The organism is Streptomyces sp. NPDC026377, from assembly GCF_055567715.1.
Genome location: NZ_JBVHPV010000006.1, coordinates 50,649 through 67,172 on the forward strand (window position 1 = coordinate 50,649; position 16,524 = coordinate 67,172).

Genomic DNA, 16,524 nt, shown 5'->3' on the forward strand with positions numbered 1-16,524 from the left:
ACCAGTAAGACCGTTGGAGCGCAGAGCCAGCAGTTCCGGGTGACAATGCCTCGCCCGGAATTCACGGATGGGATCCGATCTCCCGGGCCCCACTACCATGGCGCTGATTCTTCTCAGCACGGAACGAACTGGAGCAAACTCATGGGCCTCGGCGTGCGCTGGACCCTGCACGGTGACGGGCGGACCCCCGCCCCCGGCGCCGTCGTCCGTCCGGACGAGCGGCTCTCCTGGCCCCGGACGATCGGCCTCGGCGCCCAGCACGTGGTGGCCATGTTCGGCGCGTCCTTCGTGGCGCCCGTGCTCATGGGCCTGGATCCCAATCTCGCGATCATGATGTCCGGCGTCGCCACGGTCATCTTCCTGCTCGCCACCAAGGGCCGGGTCCCGAGCTATCTGGGCTGCTCGCTCTCCTTCGTCGGCGTCGCGGCCACGATCCGGGCCACCGGCGGCACCAGCGCCACCGTCACCGGCGCGGTCCTCGTCGTCGGCGCCGTCCTGTTCGCGGCGGGCCTCGCGGTGCAGCGGTTCGGCGCCCGGGTCATCCACGCCGCGATGCCGCCCATCGTGACCGGCGCGGTCGTCATGCTGATCGGCTTCAACCTGGCGCCGGTGACCGCCTCCACGTACTGGCCGCAGGACCAGTGGACCGCACTGCTGGTGATGCTCTTCACCGGGCTCGCCGTGGTCTGTCTGCGCGGGTTCTGGTCCCGGGTCGCCATCTTCCTCGGGCTGCTCTTCGGCTACGGCGTCTCCTGGCTCTTCGACCGCGTCTTCGGCAAGATCCATTCCGTTACGGGCGCGGGGGCGGCCACCGACCACTGGCGTCTGGACCTCTCCGGCGTCGGCCGGGCCGACTGGATCGGCCTGCCCTCCTTCCACGCCCCGCACTTCGAGTGGTCCGCCGTCCTGGTCGCCCTGCCCGTGGTGATCGCGCTGATCGCCGAGAACGCCGGGCACGTCAAGGCCGTCGGCGAGATGACCGGCGACGACCTCGACGACAAGCTGGGCACCGCGATCGCGGCCGACGGCGTGGCCTCGGTGCTCTCCACCGCCGTCGGCGGCCCGCCCAACACCACCTATTCCGAGAACATCGGCGTCATGGCCGCCACCCGCGTCTACTCGACCGCCGCCTACTGGGCCGCCGCCGGCTTCGCGCTGCTCTTCGGTGTCTGCCCCAAGTTCGGCGCGGTCGTCGCCGCCATCCCCGGCGGCGTCCTCGGCGGCATCACCGTCATCCTCTACGGCATGATCGGCCTCCTGGGCGCCCAGATCTGGATCAACGCCGGGGTGGACCTGCGCAATCCGCTGAACCTGGTCCCGGCGGCGGCCGGGATCATCATCGGCATCGGCGGCGTCAGCCTGAAGTTCACCGACGACTTCCGCCTGGGCGGGATCGCCCTGGGCACCCTCGTGGTCATCACCGGCTATCACGTGCTGCGCGCGCTCGCCCCGGCCCATCTGAAGGAGCAGGAGCCGCTGCTCGACGAGGGCACGTCGTCCTACGACGAGGGCGGCGAGCGTGGTGAACGCGGCGAGCGCGGCGACGGGCAGGAGGCGCCCGAGGAGTCTCAGCGCGCCAAGTCGTAGGCGTAGTCGGGTGCGAAGCCGCCCGCCGCGCCCCGGCAGCCGTCGGACTCGCCGGGCAGCTTCACCCACAGATAGGCGTCGATACGCGCCTCGCCCGTGTGCGTGGTGGGGGCGCGCCCCAGGCTCCGCCCAGCCGGGTCGCACCACTGCCCGTCCGGCGGCGCGCCCCTGCCGTTGCGGCTGGTGTCGATCACCGCGCCCAGCCGCGCGGGGCCGCCCAGCGCCGTGAGCACCCGGCGGGCATACGCCACCTCCTCCGCCGTGGCGTGGAAGTTGGAGACGTTGGTGAAGATCCCGTCGCCACTGGTGGCCGCGCCCGCCTCGCGCAGCAGCCCCGCCATCTCCCGCGCGCCGTGCCAGCCGGAGTGGCCCGCGTCGAAGTACACCCTGGCGCGGGCGTCGGCCGCGTGCACCGCGCGCCCCGCCCTGGCCAGCGAGGCGAACCGGGCCGTGCGCTCGCCCGCGGTGAGGCAGTCCGACTGGGCGATCGCGTCCGGCTCCAGGACCACGACGACCGGTGAACGCCCGAGCCCCGCAGCGAAGTTCCCCATCCACCTGTCGTACGCGGCGAGATCCGGCGCACCGCCCTGCGAGGCGCCACCGCAGTCCCGGCCGGGTATCGCGTACGGGACGAGCACCGCCACCCGGCCCTGCGCGGCGGCCGCCGAGGTCACCGCCCGCACCTCGCGCGTGATCGAGCCCGGGTCGTACTCGGTGAACCAGACGGCCGTGGGCCGGTCCGCGATCCGGCGCTCGATCAGCGGGCGCCGGGGGTCGTCGGGGTGTGCCCGGACCCAGTCGAGGACCTGCGAGCCGGGCGAGCGGTAGAGCTCGGCGGAGATCGCGCCCCGCGCGGGCGGGGCGGCGGCCGTGGGCCGGGGAGCCGTGGACGGCCGGGCGGCGCGCGGGCTCGCGCGCGTGGGCGACGGGGGCGCGGGGGCGGGCACGGCGGGCAGGGTCGCGACGGCGGACGACGCGGACGGCGCGGGCCGGGCCGTGCCACCACCCCCGCCCCCTCCCCCGAGGGCCGCCACCGCGCCCGAGACCACGCCGACGCCCGCGACCGCGCAGGCCAGCGCCACCATGGCGGTGCGCCGGGCCGCCGAACGGCGCGCGGCTCTGTCCTCGCCGCGCCGGTGCGCGCGCGACGGCGGTGTTCCCGACAACAGCTGACTCCTCTTCCTCCGGGCCCACGGCCCGGGTTCACCCGTTCCGGGGAAGCCCCGGGCACGGCGACGTCCCGGGCGGCGCCGGACTGGGACGCTGCCCCCATGGTGCGGATGATCGAGCAGCGGGCAGGTGCCACGGGCCTCGCCGGGGCGTCGGTGGACACCGTAGCGGGACGGATGCGGGCGCTGCGCGCGAGCCTGCCGCCCAGGGACGGTCTGGCCGTCTTCAACCGGGTCTATCTGGCGGTCACCGAGGAGGTCGGCCGCTCCCTGAACCGGGGCGCGTTCGAGGATCCGGGGGCCGCGGCGACGCTGGACGTGCTGTTCGCCCGGCGCTATCTGCGGGCGGTCGACGCGGTGGCGGCGGGGCGGCGCCCGCCCGCCTGCTGGCGACCGCTGTTCCAGTACCGGCGCCACCCGGGCGTGCGCCCCCTGCAGTTCGCGCTCTGCGGCATCAACGCCCACATCGGGCACGACCTGGCCCTCGCCGTCGTCGACAGTTGCCGTGCCCTGGATTGCGGGCCGGAGGGGCTGGAGCGGGACTTCGAACGGGTCGGCGACATGCTGGTGGCGCTGGAGGAGCGGGTGCGCGAGGAGCTGATGCCCGGCCCCGACCTGCTGGAGGTCGCCGACCCGCTCACGCACCTGCTGGCGTCGTGGAGCCTGGAGCGGGCGCGCGACGCGGCCTGGTCGTCGGCGCGGCTGCTGTGGAGACTGCGGGAACTTCCCGAGCTCTCGGGCGAGTTCAGAGAGCGGATGGACGCGGGGGTCGGCCTGGTGGGGCGGTGCCTGCTGACGCCGTACGCGGGCCCCTCTCCCGTACGGGAAGTCCCCTCCTGGCGCTCCGGCGCGGACCCGGTCCTCCTTGGCTGAGGCAGGACGACACCGGCGGCACAGGCGTACGGACCCGCGCGCGGCCGGGCCGTGAGCGGGCGGCGGAACGGAAGAGGGGCCCGGGAGCCGCAGCCCCCGGGCCCCTCGTGCCCGGTCCCCGCCCTCGTCGGTCCGCCGTCAGTCCTCCGGCAGCTCGACCGGCGCGATCTCGTCGTACAGGTCGCCGGGGCCGGGGTTGGTGCCGTCCGTAGAGCCGCCGAGGTGGTGCATGACGCCCCACACCGCGTTCAGGGCGGTCTGCACCGCGCCTTCGGCCCAGCCGGCCGTCCAGGAGATGTCGTCGCCCGCGAGAAAGATGCCCCGCTTGTCCTCGGGCAGTGAGTCCTGCATGAAGTGCGTGAACAGACGGCGCTGGTAGCGGTAGTGGCCCGGCAGGTTCGCCTTGAACGCACCCATGAAGTAGGGCTCGTTCTCCCACGACACGGTCACCGGGTTGCCGATGATGTGCTTGCGGATGTCGACCTTCGGGTAGATCTCGCCGAGCGACTTGAGCATGACCTCCATGCGCTCGTTCGCCGACAGCGGCAGCCACTTCAGGCTGTCGTCGCACCAGGTGTAGGAGAGGCAGATGACGGCGGGCTTGTCCGGGCCGTCGTCCAGCAGGTAGGTGCCGCGGGTCATCCGGTCGGTGAGCGTCATCGACATGACGTCCCGGCCCGTCGGATTCCCCTTGTCGTCGACGGCCTTGTCCAGCCAGAAGGGCCGGTCAACCGGCACGAAGAGCTTGCTCGACTCCATGTAGTGGGTGCGCTCGATCGCCGTCCAGTGGTCGATCGGGAAGAGCGAGTCATCGCACTCGATCTTGGAGAGCAGCATCCAGGACTGCGCCGTGAAGATCGCCGCACGGTAGGTGCGGATGTCGCCCGACGCGTCGGTGACGGTGATCCGGTTGCCGGAGGTGCGGGTCAGCCGGGTGACCGCCGGGCGCGGCGCGCCCTCGTGCAGCGAGGAGAGCGAGGTGCCCTGCGCCCAGTGCACGATCTTCTCCGGCTCGCGCTCCCACAGCCGCAGCGGCAGCTGCTGGGAGCCGCCGACGATGCCGCGGTGGTGGTCGTCCGCCTCGGTGTAGACGACGCGCAGGATCTCCAGGATGGAGTTGGGGAAGTCGGTGTCCCAGCCGCCGGTGCCGAAGCCGACCTGGCCGAAGATCTCGCGGTGGCGGAAGGACTTGAACGCCTGCGAGTCGCAGAGGAAGCCGTAGAAGGTCTGGTTGTCGAGCTTCTCGACGAGCTTGGCCCAGATCTCCCGGATGCGCGGGACGTCGCGCTCGCGCATCGCGGTGTTCATGTCCGAGAAGTCGGCGCCCTCCTCCAGACAGGCGTTCCAGGCGGCGGCCACGTCGCGGTAGACCTGCGGCAGGTCGGCGATGGTCTCGGCGTAGTGCGACTCGCCCTTGAGGTCGACGACGGTCGAGGGGGTGGCCTCGGCGAGCGGGTTCGGGAACGGCTCGGTGACCAGGCCGACCAGGTCGATGTAGTGCTGGAGCGCCGTCGAGGAGGGCGGGAAGCGCATCGCGCCCATCTCGGCGGTCAGCCCGTCCGTGCCGGGTCCGTCGAAGGTGACGGTGCGCAGCCGCCCGCCGATCTGGTCGGCCTCGTAGACGACGGGCTTGAGGCCCATCTTCATCAGCTCGTACGCCGAGATGATGCCGGACAGACCGCCGCCGATGACGGCGACCTCGGTGCCGTGCTCGGTCGCGGGTATCTGGCCGAGCCCGGCCGGGTGGGCCAGGAAGTCGTCGTACGCGTAGGGGAAGTCCGGACCGAACATGGTGATCGGCGGCTGGCCCTCGGGCTGCGGGACGGCGGTGGGCACCGTGGACGTCATGAGGTACGGACTCCTTGCACAGTACGAGGGGGGTGGGGGACGGCCGGAAGGGGTCCGGGTCAGACGAGGGAGGTGTAGAGGCCGGGGCGGCGGTCGCGCAGATACGGGTTGTTCGCGCGCGAGGCGGCCAGGAACTCGGGGTCGGCGTCGCCGACGACCAGCTCGGCCTCGCGGCCCGCGCGGGCCCGGGCGGTGCCGTCGGGACCGGCCAGGCAGCTCAGCCCGACGAACTCGAACTCGCCCTCGGGGCCGGTCCGGTTGACGTACGCGATGTACATCTGGTTCTCGAAGGCGCGCACCGGCACCACGGACTCGGCGACGAACTGGAAGGGGTGCATCTGCGCGGTGGGCACCAGGAGGAGGTCGGTGCCGGCCAGCGCGTGCGCCCGGACGTTCTCGGGGAACTCCACGTCGTAGCAGATCATCATCCCCAGCCGCAGGCCGTTCAGCTCGGCCTGGACGACCTGCTGGTCGCCGGGGGTGAACCACTTCTGCTCGAAGCAGCCGAAGAGGTGGGTCTTGCGGTAGTTCGCCAGGCTCCGGCCGTCGGCGTCGATGAGCTGCGCCGAGTTGTAGACGCTCTCGCCGTCCCGCTCGGGGTAGCCGTAGAGGACCGCGAGGCCGTGGCGGCGGGCGATCTCGGCGATGGCGTGCGCCCCGGGGCCGTCGGCGGCCTCGGCGAGCCTGGGCACGTCGTCCCCGATGGCGTAGCCGGTGAGGAACATCTCCGCGGTGACCAGCAGGCCCGCCCCGGTCGCGGCGGCCCGCCCGGCCGCCTCGTCCAGCACCTTCAGGTTCGCGGCGACGTCACCCGGACGGCCGGAGCTCTGGAGCAGGGCGGTGCGCAGCGGGGGCATGGCGGTCCTCGGGGCGAAAGTGGTTGAAGGGGTCACCTAGACGGTACGTTCCGCCGCTCGACCCCGACAAGGCGCGACTGTTGCACGCCGGAGGAGGATTCGTTGCGCGTCAGGGGCCCTCGGCGGCGATTCGTTGCGCGCCTGCCCTGCGGCCGGTACGCCCCCCGATCCCCGGGACCGTCGGGAGTCAGGCGGGTGAGCCCGAGGAGAAGCGCCTGAGCAGGGGCGAGAGCACCAGGACCGACTTGGTGCGCTCCACGTACGGTTCCCCGGCGATCCGTTCCAGGACCCGCTCGAAGTGGCGCATGTCGGAGGCGAAGACCTGGACGATCGCGTCCGCCTCACCGGTGACGGTGGAGGCGGACGCGACCTCGGGGTACCGCTCCAGGCCGCGCTTGATGGCCTCGGGCGAGGTGTTGCGGCGGCAGTAGAGCTCAATGAAGCCCTCGGTCTCCCAGCCGAGCGCCGCGGGGTCCACCCGGACGGTGAAGCCGGTGATGGCCCCCTCGGCGCGCAGCCGGTCCACGCGCCGCTTCACGGCGGGCGCGGAGAGGCCGATCAGCGAGCCGATGTCGGCGTAGGAGCGGCGGGCGTCTTCGGCGAGGGCGTGGACGATGCGCTCGTCGAGGTCATTGAGTCGCACTGCGGGTGGATCACTTCTCTGCGGATGCGGTCTCCGTGGCCGGGGCCGAGGCCGTGGCCAGTCGGGAGCGGCGGATGCCGTATCCGAAGTAGATCACGAGACCGACGGCCATCCAGACTCCGAACACGGTCCAGGTGGACATGCCGAGGCCCTTCATCATGTAGATGCAGAAGAAGAAGCCGAGGATCGGGCAGACCCAGCCGAGCGGGGCGCGGAAGGTGCGCGGCATGTCCGGGCGGGTCCGGCGCAGCACGATGACCGCGACGTTGACCAGCGCGAAGGCGAAGAGCGTGCCGATGCTGGTGGCGTCGACGAGGTCGCCGAGCGGGACGGCGGCGGCGAGGACACCGCAGAAGAGCGACACGATGACCGTGTTGGCGCGGGGGGTGCCGGTCTTGGGGTTGACCTTGCCGAAGACCTTGGGGACCAGGCCGTCGCGGGACATCGAGAACAGGATGCGGGTCTGGCCGTAGAGCACGGTCAGCACCACGCTGGCGATGGAGATGACGGCGCCGGCCGCGAGCAGCGTGCCCCAGAAGGTCTGGCCGCTGACGTCGTTCATGATCGCGGCGAGGGTCGCCTCGCTGCCCTCGAAGGTCTTCCACTGGCGGGCGCCCACGGCGACCGCGGCGACCAGGACGTACAGCGCGGTGACGATGATCAGCGAGAGCATGATCGCGCGCGGCAGGTCGCGCTGGGGGTTCTTGGCCTCCTCACCGGCGGTGGAGGCGGCGTCGAAGCCGATGTAGGAGAAGAAGAGCGAGGAGCCCGCGGCGCTGACACCGGCCATGCCGAGCGGCATGAAGTCGGAGTAGTTGCCGGACTTGAAGCCCATGATGCCGATGGAGCAGAAGAGCACCAGGGTGACGATCTTCACCGCCACCATGATGGTGTTGGCGCGCGCCGACTCACGGGCGCCGCCGAGCAGGAACACCATCGCGAGCAGCACGACGATGAGCGCGGGCAGGTTGAATATCCCGCCGTCGCCGGGCGGCGCGGAGAGCGCGTCCGGGATGGTGACACCGATGGTCCCGTCGAGCAGCTCGTTGAGGTACTGGCCCCAGCCCACGGCCACGGCCGCGACCGAGACGCCGTACTCCAGGATCAGGCACCAGCCGCAGACCCAGGCGACGAGTTCGCCCAGCGTTGCGTACGCGTACGAGTACGAGGAGCCCGCGACCGGGATGGAGCCCGCCAGCTCGGCGTAGGAGAGCGCGGAGAACAGCGCGGTGAGTCCGGCCAGGACGAACGACAGGGTGACCGCCGGTCCGGCCTCGGGGACGGCTTCGCCCAGGACGACGAAGATGCCGGTGCCGAGCGTGGCGCCAATGCTGATCATGGTGAGCTGCCACATGCCGAGGGTGCGGCGCAGAGTGCCGCCCTCGCCCTTGCCACCCTCGGCGACCAGCAGTTCTACCGGCTTGCGTCGCAGCAGCGGGTTGCCGGGGCGCGCTGCCCCGGTGGCCGGTGCTGCTGCGGTGGGGGGCGCTGTGCCGTGGTCCAACACTTCAGTGGGCTCCTTGTCGCTGCCTTCGGACGTCGGCGACCACGACGGTCCGGCCCTTCGGATGCGAAGGGGCAATCCGGGCATGACTGAGCACACCGTGGTCGGTACCGCCGAGCAGGCGGTCGCCGCCACTCCACGTATCGCGAGAAGAGTAAAGGGTTCCGCTTCCCGCTCGTAATGCAGCAACCTTGCGCATCGGTGACTGATCATTGCGCACAAGCGCGACGGATGGGTGTTTGTTGCGCATCAGCGTTCGATCCGTGCGTCAACGGTGTGATCAGGCCACGCCCGGCGGGGTAGGAGTGAGGTCCCCGACACCCTGCCGACGTGGTGTGCGGGTACCCCGATCGGAGGCGTGGATGACCTGGCTGGACCCGGAGCCGTTCCAGCGCGGAGTGGCGTGGCGGGACGCGAGGGGCCTGCCGGTGCGGGCGGACCCCGACGATCTGGCACGGCTGCCCTGGGACACCGCGGAGCGGGCCGGACTGCCGATAGGGGTGCGGCTGGAGTTCGTCGCGGACGGAGCGTCCGCGGTGGAGATCCACTACCGGGCGCGGGTGCCCGCACCGGGCGAGGCGATGCGCTCCCTCGCCCACACCTTCGCCCTCTGGGCGGACGGCCACCTCGTCCACGAGACGGCCGTGACCCCGGCCGAGGAGGCGGTCGCGGTCCTCCAACTCCCGCCCGGCGGCGGCCCGTTCACCCTGTATCCGCCGCAGGACCGGGCGCCGCGCATCCTCGCCCTGCGCGGGGTGGGCGGCAGGCTCGCGCCCGCGCCGCGCGGGCCGCGCTGGCTGGTCCACGGCGACTCGATCACCGAGGGCTGGTGGTCGACCCGCCCCGCCCACGCCTGGCCGGCGGTGGCCGGGCGGGCGCTCGGCCTGGACACCGTCAACCTCGGTTACGCGGGGTCGGCGCGCGGCGAACTCGCCACCGCGCAGCAGCTCGCCTCCCTGCCCGCCGACGCGCTGACCCTCGCCTTCGGCACCAACTGCTGGTCGGGCGTGCCGAGTTCGGCCGAGCTGATGTACGAGACGACGCGCGCGTTCCTGACGCTGGTGCGCGCGGGCCACCCGCACACCCCGCTGCTGCTGCTCTCCCCGCTGACGCGCCCCGACGCCGAACACACTCCGAACGCCCTGGGCGCCACGCTGGGCGACCTGCGCACCGCGATGGAGGCGGCGGCCGAGAACCGCGTCAAGGACGGCGACAGCCACCTCCACGTGCTTCCTGGCCGTGATCTGCTGACGCCCGAGGATCTGGCGGACGGTCTGCACCCGGACGACGGCGGCCACGCGAAGGTCGCGGCGGCGGTGGTGGAGGCGCTGGGACCCCACATATAGAGACCGTCCCCCGCGCACAGCGCGGGGGACCGTTTCTTCAGGGGCGCGGGGAACCGCTCGATCGGCCGCGGCGAACCCGCGGAGGAAGGACCGGGCCCCCGCGCAGCGTCTAGCTCCAGCTGGCGTGGAGCGGCTTGCCCTCCGCGTAACCGGCGGCGGACTGGATGCCGACGACCGCCTTCTCCTCGAACTCCGCCAGCGAGCTCGCGCCCGCGTAGGTGCAGGAGGAGCGGACGCCCGCGATGATCGAGTCGATCAGGTCCTCGACGCCCGGCCGGGTCGGGTCCAGGAACATCCGCGAGGTGGAGATGCCCTCCTCGAAGAGCGCCTTGCGGGCCCGGTCGTACGCGGACTCCTCGCTCGTGCGGTTGCGCACGGCACGGGCCGAGGCCATGCCGAAGGACTCCTTGTACAGCCGCCCGTCGGCGCTCTGCTGGAGGTCGCCCGGGGACTCGTACGTACCGGCGAACCAGGAACCGATCATGACGTTGGAGGCACCGGCCGCGAGCGCCATGGCGACGTCGCGCGGGTGGCGGACACCGCCGTCGGCCCACACGTGCTTGCCGTACTTCTTCGCCTCGGCGGCGCACTCCAGGACGGCGGAGAACTGCGGGCGGCCCACGCCGGTCATCATCCGGGTGGTGCACATGGCACCGGGGCCCACACCGACCTTGATGATGTCGGCGCCCGCGTCGATGAGGTCGCGCACGCCCTCGGCGGCGACGATGTTGCCCGCGACGATCGGGACCTGCGGGTCCAGGGCGCGGACGGCCCTGATCGCGGCGATCATGGACTCCTGGTGGCCGTGCGCGGTGTCGACGACGATCGTGTCGGCGCCGGCGTCCAGGAGCTGCTTGGCCTTGCCCGCCACGTCGCCGTTGATGCCGACGGCGGCGGCGATGCGCAGCCTCCCGGCGGCGTCGGTGGCCGGGGTGTACAGGGTCGCGCGCAGGGCGCCCTTGCGGGTGAGGATGCCGGCGAGGCGGCCTTCCTTGTCCACGGCCGGGGCGTAGCGGCGGTTGGCGTGGTCGAGCTTGTTGAACGCCTCGCGCGGGTCGATGTCCGCGTCGAGCAGCAGCAGGTCCTTGGACATGACCTCGGAGAGCTGCGTGAAGCGGTCGACGCCGGTCAGGTCGGCGTCGGTGACGACGCCGACGGGGCGCTGCTCGGAGTCGACGACGACACCGGCGTTGTGGGCGCGCTTGGGCAGCAGCGCCAGCGCGTCCGCGACGGTCTGGGTCGGGGCGAGGACGATCGGGGTGTCGAGCACGTGGTGACGCGTCTTGACCCAGGTGATGACGTCGGTGACGACCTCGATCGGGATGTCCTGCGGGATGACGACGATGCCGCCGCGGCGCGCCACGGTCTCGGCCATCCGCCGTCCCGCGATGGCCGTCATGTTGGCGACGACGAGCGGGATCGTGGTGCCCGAGCCGTCGGGCGAGGCCAGGTCGACGCCCTGGCGGGAGCCCACCGCGGAGCGGCTGGGGACCATGAACACATCGTCGTACGTCAGGTCGTACGGCGGCTTGATGTCATTGAGGAAACGCACGTGCAGAACATCCCAGTCGATCGGAGTGACCCCAGGCATTTCAGCCGGGGCTAAACGCACGTACTTCATTGTCCCATGTTCGGGTGATTGCGCCGCCCGGGCCGATCCTCCAGGGGTCGGGGAAGGCCCTGGTGCGATCAGACGAACGCGCCGAGGGCGAGCACCACCGCCAGGGTGCCGCCGTCGCCGGTGACCACCGCCCCGTCCAGCACGTCCCGGGCGCTCTCCCACTCCTGCGGGCGCGCCGCCGCGTACCCCTGCCAGCCCCGCACCACCAGCAGCCGGCCGGGGTCGGCCGGGCCCCGGTCCGGGTCGCCCAGGCAGTCGGCGAGGGCGTCCCAGTTGCGGCCGAACCACTCCGGCAGGCGCAGCGCGCGGGCGCAGCGGTCCATGAAGCCGGCCTTGTCGGTGACCCCGGTGAGGTCGAGCACGTCGACCTGCCAGCCCGCGGACCGTACGGCGTCGAACGGGTCGGCCGTCATCGCAGCACCGCCTGATACGTCTTGTAGTGGTCGCCGGTGTAGTAGATCTCGCCGCCCTGGCCGGTGACCAGCCGCCGGGCTCCGCGGTCGCGCGACTTCGGGGTGGGCACCGTGTACTCGTGGTAGTAGCCGCGCGGGTGCCGCGGCAGGGCCTTCTCGAAGTCGGCGAAGACCGTGCCGTCCTTGCGGTACGGGAAGGGGCCGCCCCGGTCGATGAGCTCCAGGGTCCGCCGGGCCTCCGCGGGCAGAGCGCCCGGCCGGACGGTGGCCATGCCCCGGGCCCAGCCGGGCGTCGCGGCGGCGGTGGCGCGGGACGGCCCGGCGTCCTTCTCCGCCGTGCCCCCGCACCCGGTGAGCAGGAGCGCCAGGCAGGCCAGCAGGGCGGCGGCGATCGTTCGGGCGGACCGGGTGGGCATGCGCCGATGCTGCCATCTCGGACCTGCGGGCGCGAACGGGCCGGGTGAGGATGGGGACATGCTTCTCGCCGATGTGGCCACGACCTCCCGGGAGATCGCGGCGACCTCCTCCCGTACGAAGAAGGCCGCCCTGCTCGCCGCGCTGTTCCGCGAGACCGCCCCCGCCGAGGCCCCGCTGGTGGTCACCTATCTGGCGGGCCGGCTGCCGCAGCGCCGTACGGGCCTGGGCTGGAGCACCCTGAAGGACCGTCCGCCGCCCGCGCGGAGCCCCGCCCTCACCGTCCAGGAGGTCGACGCGGCGCTCGACCGGATCGGCGCGCTGTCGGGCAAGGGCGCCCAGGGCGAGCGCGTGCGGCTGGCCCGCGAGCTGATGGCCGCCGCCACCGAGGAGGAGCAGCGCTTCCTCATCGGTCTGATCACCGGCGAGGTCCGCCAGGGCGCGCTCGACGCCGCGGCCGTGGAGGGCCTGGCCGAGGCGACCGGCGCCCCGGCGGCGGACGTACGGCGCGCGGTGATGCTCGGCGGCTCACTGGGGGCGGTGGCCCAGGCACTGCTCGGCGGTGGCGGCGACGCGCTGGCGGCCTTCCGGATGGACGTGGGCCGGCCGGTGCTGCCGATGCTGGCGCACACCGCCAAGGACGTGGACGAGGCGCTGGACCGGCTGGGCCCGTGCGCGGTGGAGGAGAAGCTCGACGGCATCCGGGTGCAGGTCCACCGCGACGGCGACGAGGTGCGCGTCTTCACCCGTACGCTCGACGAGATCACCGCCCGGCTGCCCGAAGTGGTGGCCGCCGCGCGCGAGTTGGGCGCCGAACGGGCGATCCTCGACGGCGAGGTGATCGCCCTCGACCAGGAGGGGCGGCCCCGGCAGTTCCAGGACATCGCGGGGCGGGTCGGCTCACGGCTGGATGTGGCCGGCGCCCAGGACCGGCTGCCACTGTTTCCGGTCTTTTTCGATCTGCTCTCGGTGGACGGCCGCGACCTCCTCGATCTGCCGGTACGGGAGCGCTGCGCCGAGCTGGTCCGGCTGGCGCCGGAGCCGCGCCGCGTGCGGCGGGTGGTGGTGGAGGACCCGGCCGACCCCGAACAGCGGGCGGCGGCAGGCGAGTTCGCCGCCCTGACGCTGGAGCGCGGTCATGAGGGGGTGGTGGTGAAGGCGCTGGACTCGGCGTACAGCGCGGGCCGCAGGGGCGCCTCCTGGCTGAAGGTCAAGCCGGTGCACACCCTGGACCTGGTGGTGCTGGGGGCGGAGTGGGGCCACGGGCGGCGCACCGGCAGGCTCTCCAATCTGCACCTGGGCGCCCGCCGCCCGGACGGCTCGTTCGCCATGCTGGGCAAGACGTTCAAGGGCCTCACCGACGTCCTGCTCGCCTGGCAGACCGAGCGGCTGCGGGAGCTGGCGGTGGCCGAGGAGCCGTGGGGGGTGCGCGTGCGGCCGGAACTCGTCGTAGAGATCGCCTTCGACGGGGTGCAGAGATCGTCGCGCTACCCGGAGGGGGTGACACTGAGGTTCGCACGGGTAGTGCGCTACCGCGAGGACAAGAGCGCCTCGGAGGCGGACACGGTCGCCACGGTGAAGCAACTGGGCGGCGGGAGGGACTGAGGCAGTGGGGTCGGAGCAGGTGCGCGAACGGGTACGGCGGGCACGGCAGGAGGCGGCACGGCTCGCCTCCGAGGGGGTCCGCGCGGTGGCGCTGACCTCGGTGGACAACGCGGGCATCGCGCGCGTGAAGGCGGTGCCCGCGGCCCGGCTTCCCTCGGTCGTGGAGCGCGGGGTCGGGATGTCGCCCTGCTTCGACGCCTTCCTGGTGGACGACTCGGCCACCTCCAGCCGCTTCAGCGGCGGCCCGGACGGCGATCTCCGGCTCTTCCCCGACCTGGACCGGCTGACCGTGCTCGCCGGGCAGCCGGGCTGGGCCTGGGCCCCGGTCGACCGCTACGACCAGCGGGGCGGTGAACACCCGGGCTGCCAGCGGCTGTTCGCCCGGCGGATGACGCGCCGGGCCGCCGAGCGGGGCCTCTCCCTGCGGATGGGCTTCGAGACGGAGTGGACGGTCTCGCCCGCGCTGGAAGGCCCGGCGTACGGGATGGCGCGGGTCGTGGAGCGGTCCGCGTATCTCGGTGATGTGCTCGGCGCACTGCTGGACCAGGGGGTGGATGTGCTACAGATCCACCCCGAGTACACGGAGGGCCAGTTCGAGGTGTCGGTGGCCCCCACCGATCCGGTGGGGGCCGCGGATCTGGCGGTGCTGGTGCGCGAGACGATCCGCGCGGTCTCGGTACGGCACGGGCTGACCGCCCTCTTCGGACCCGTGGTCACCCCGGGCGGCGTCGCCAACGGCGCCCACCTCCACCTCAGCCTCTGGCGGGACGGCCGGAACCTGTGCGGCGGCGGCGACGGCCGTTTCGCCATGACCACCGACGGCGAGGCGTTCCTCGCGGGCGTCCTGGCGGCGCTTCCCGCCCTCGTGGCCGTCGGTGCCCCCTCCCCCGCCAGCTACCTCCGCCTGGAACCCTCCCGCTGGGCCGGCGCGTTCCAGTGCTGGGGGCACGAGAACCGGGAGGCCGCCCTCCGCTTCATCACCGGCGCCCCCGACGACCCGGACGCCGCCAACGCCGAGGTCAAGTGCTTCGACCCGGCCGCCAATCCGTATCTGGCGGTGGGCGCGGTGATCGCGGCGGGCCTGGCGGGCCTCGACGCCAGGACGATGCTGCCCGAGCCGGTCTCGGGCGATCCCGCGGTGGTCGGCGGGCCGCCACGCCTCCCCGCCTCCCTGCCCGAGGCGCTGCGCCACTTCACCGCCTCCGACGTCCTGCGGGAGGCGATGGGCGACCCTCTCTTCGAGGCGTTCGCGGCGGTCCGCCAGGCGGAGTCGGCCCTGTTCGAGGGCAAGTCCCCCCAGGAGATCGCGGACGCGACGCGGGGGCGGTACTGAGATGGGCGGCCAGGAGGGGACTTCGGCGCCCCGCGGGGCGACCGCCGACGGGCCCCGCCGCCCACCCGTCGTGGTCCCCGCGGGCACGCTCCTCGACCACCACTGCCACGGCGTGCTGCGCACCGACCCCACCCCGGAAGCCTTCGAGGCGTTCCTGACCGAGGCCGACGGGCCCGCCGCGCCCGGGACGAGTTTCTTCGACACCCAGCTCGGCTTCGCGGTGCGCCGCTGGTGCCCGCCGCTGCTCGGCCTGGAGCCGCACTGCGCGCCGGAACGCTATCTGGCGCGGCGCCGCGAGCTCGGCGCCCGTGAGGCGACCCGGCTTCTCCTGCGCGGCAGCGGCATCGGCGCGTACGTCATGGACACCGGCCTCCCCGGCGACATCACCGGCCCCGGTGAGCTCGCCGCGCTGAGCGGCGCCCCGGTCCACGAGATCGTGCGCCTGGAGCGGCTGGCCGAGCTCGCGGCCGACACGACCGGGGACGCGGACGCGTTCCTGGCGGAGCTGGCGGCGCGGATCCGCTCGGCGGCGGCCACGGCCGTGGGTTTCAAGTCGGTGGCCGCCTACCGGTACGGGCTGGACCTCGCCCCCGAGCCGCCCGCGCTCCACGAGGTACGGGACGCGGCGGCGAATTGGCTGAAAAAACGGCCGAAGGGCGACCGGCTCAAGAATCCGGTGCTGCTGCGTCATCTGCTGTGGTCGGCGGTCGCGACCCGGCTCCCGCTCCAACTGCACACCGGCTTCGGCGACCCCGACCTACGGCTGCACCGCTGCGACCCGCTGCTCCTGACGGACTTCATCCGGGCCACGCGCCGCTCCGCCACCCCGCTGATCCTGCTGCACGGCTACCCCTACCACCGCAACGCCGCCTACCTCGCCCATGTGTACCCGCATGTGTACGCGGACATGGGCCTCACCCTCGGCCACACGGGCGCGCGGGCCGGCGCGGTCCTGGCCGAGATGCTGGAACTCACCCCGTTCGGCAAGCTCCTCTTCTCCACCGACGCCTACGGCCTGCCCGAGCTGTACGTGGTCGGGGCGCGCCTCTTCCGGGAGGGCCTGGAAGAACTCCTGGAAACCTGGACGAGGTCGGGCGCATGGTCGCCCCCGGACGCGCACCGGGTAACCGCCCTCCTGGCAAACGAGAACGCGCAACGCGTTTACGCACGCCGGGACGCCTGACGGGGGGGCAGGTGAGCCATCGGGGCCCGCTGGCCGACGGCACGGGGTGGGGGTTTACGGATGGCGGGACAGCCCCGCCTCCCGGGCGGACGGCACGTGGTGCACAACCCCCGTCCCCCAGGAGCGCG

The 16,524-nt window shown here is 72.9% G+C and carries 14 protein-coding genes; 6 read left to right on the forward strand and 8 right to left on the reverse strand.

Features of this window, described 5'->3' with window-relative positions; genetic code table 11:
• Nucleotides 1-141 precede the first annotated feature (141 nt).
• The gene (locus ACZ4MU_RS14785; protein ID WP_467875651.1) at nt 142-1,587 is read left to right on the forward strand and encodes a uracil-xanthine permease family protein; all 1,446 of its coding nucleotides are present in this window, start codon (nt 142-144) and stop codon (nt 1,585-1,587) included.
• Here ACZ4MU_RS14785 and ACZ4MU_RS14790 read toward each other — a convergent pair.
• Nucleotides 1,569-2,672 (reverse strand): glycoside hydrolase family 6 protein, encoded by a 1,104-nt coding sequence (locus ACZ4MU_RS14790; protein ID WP_467876344.1) that lies wholly within the window; start codon nt 2,670-2,672, stop codon nt 1,569-1,571. The genes ACZ4MU_RS14785 and ACZ4MU_RS14790 overlap by 19 nt on opposite strands.
• Nucleotides 2,673-2,858: 186 nt before the next feature.
• Here ACZ4MU_RS14790 and ACZ4MU_RS14795 point away from each other — a divergent pair, with 186 nt between their 5' ends.
• Entirely contained in the window at nt 2,859-3,629 is a 771-nt protein-coding gene (locus ACZ4MU_RS14795; protein ID WP_467875654.1) for a DUF5995 family protein, read from the forward strand.
• A gap of 138 nt (nt 3,630-3,767) precedes the next feature.
• Here the strand turns inward: ACZ4MU_RS14795 and ACZ4MU_RS14800 are convergent, their stop codons facing one another.
• The 4 genes from ACZ4MU_RS14800 to ACZ4MU_RS14815 all read right to left on the reverse strand — a co-directional run bounded on the left by ACZ4MU_RS14800 (nt 3,768) and on the right by ACZ4MU_RS14815 (nt 8,484).
• Nucleotides 3,768-5,477: a flavin monoamine oxidase family protein gene (locus tag ACZ4MU_RS14800; protein ID WP_467875656.1), complete on the reverse strand. Its 1,710-nt coding sequence runs from the start codon at nt 5,475-5,477 to the stop codon at nt 3,768-3,770.
• Between the two features lie 59 nt (nt 5,478-5,536).
• Entirely contained in the window at nt 5,537-6,334 is a 798-nt protein-coding gene (locus tag ACZ4MU_RS14805; protein WP_467876346.1) for a carbon-nitrogen hydrolase family protein, read from the reverse strand.
• Between the two features lie 187 nt (nt 6,335-6,521).
• On the reverse strand, nt 6,522-6,977 hold the full coding sequence (locus tag ACZ4MU_RS14810; protein ID WP_406554686.1) for an Lrp/AsnC family transcriptional regulator: 456 nt from the start codon (nt 6,975-6,977) through the stop codon (nt 6,522-6,524).
• A gap of 10 nt (nt 6,978-6,987) precedes the next feature.
• A complete protein-coding gene (locus ACZ4MU_RS14815; RefSeq protein ID WP_467875658.1) occupies nt 6,988-8,484 on the reverse strand; it encodes an amino acid permease in 1,497 nt (498 codons plus the stop codon).
• Between the two features lie 359 nt (nt 8,485-8,843).
• Between ACZ4MU_RS14815 and ACZ4MU_RS14820 the strand changes: the two genes are divergently transcribed.
• A complete protein-coding gene (locus ACZ4MU_RS14820; protein ID WP_467875661.1) occupies nt 8,844-9,827 on the forward strand; it encodes a GDSL-type esterase/lipase family protein in 984 nt (327 codons plus the stop codon).
• Between the two features lie 109 nt (nt 9,828-9,936).
• Here the strand turns inward: ACZ4MU_RS14820 and ACZ4MU_RS14825 are convergent, their stop codons facing one another.
• From ACZ4MU_RS14825 to ACZ4MU_RS14835, 3 genes are all read right to left on the reverse strand, one after another.
• Complete coding sequence (locus tag ACZ4MU_RS14825) at nt 9,937-11,418, reverse strand: GuaB1 family IMP dehydrogenase-related protein (RefSeq protein ID WP_467875663.1); 1,482 nt, start codon at nt 11,416-11,418, stop codon at nt 9,937-9,939.
• Nucleotides 11,419-11,516: 98 nt separating this feature from the next.
• A complete protein-coding gene (locus tag ACZ4MU_RS14830) occupies nt 11,517-11,861 on the reverse strand; it encodes a barstar family protein (RefSeq protein ID WP_467875666.1) in 345 nt (114 codons plus the stop codon).
• The gene (locus tag ACZ4MU_RS14835; protein ID WP_467875668.1) at nt 11,858-12,277 is read right to left on the reverse strand and encodes a guanyl-specific ribonuclease; all 420 of its coding nucleotides are present in this window, start codon (nt 12,275-12,277) and stop codon (nt 11,858-11,860) included. Before ACZ4MU_RS14835 ends, ACZ4MU_RS14830 begins: the two co-directional genes overlap by 4 nt.
• Nucleotides 12,278-12,335: 58 nt before the next feature.
• On the opposite strand from ACZ4MU_RS14835, the gene ACZ4MU_RS14840 reads away from it, so the two are divergent.
• The 3 genes from ACZ4MU_RS14840 to ACZ4MU_RS14850 all read left to right on the forward strand — a co-directional run bounded on the left by ACZ4MU_RS14840 (nt 12,336) and on the right by ACZ4MU_RS14850 (nt 16,396).
• Nucleotides 12,336-13,880 carry an ATP-dependent DNA ligase gene (locus tag ACZ4MU_RS14840; protein WP_467875671.1) on the forward strand — a complete coding sequence of 515 codons (1,545 nt, stop codon included), beginning with the start codon at nt 12,336-12,338 and terminating at the stop codon, nt 13,878-13,880.
• Between the two features lie 4 nt (nt 13,881-13,884).
• The gene (locus ACZ4MU_RS14845; RefSeq protein WP_467875673.1) at nt 13,885-15,213 is read left to right on the forward strand and encodes a type I glutamate--ammonia ligase; all 1,329 of its coding nucleotides are present in this window, start codon (nt 13,885-13,887) and stop codon (nt 15,211-15,213) included.
• A 70-nt stretch (nt 15,214-15,283) separates the two neighbouring features.
• Nucleotides 15,284-16,396, forward strand: coding sequence for an amidohydrolase family protein (locus tag ACZ4MU_RS14850; RefSeq protein WP_467876349.1), 1,113 nt, complete (start codon nt 15,284-15,286; stop codon nt 16,394-16,396).
• Nucleotides 16,397-16,524 lie beyond the last annotated feature (128 nt).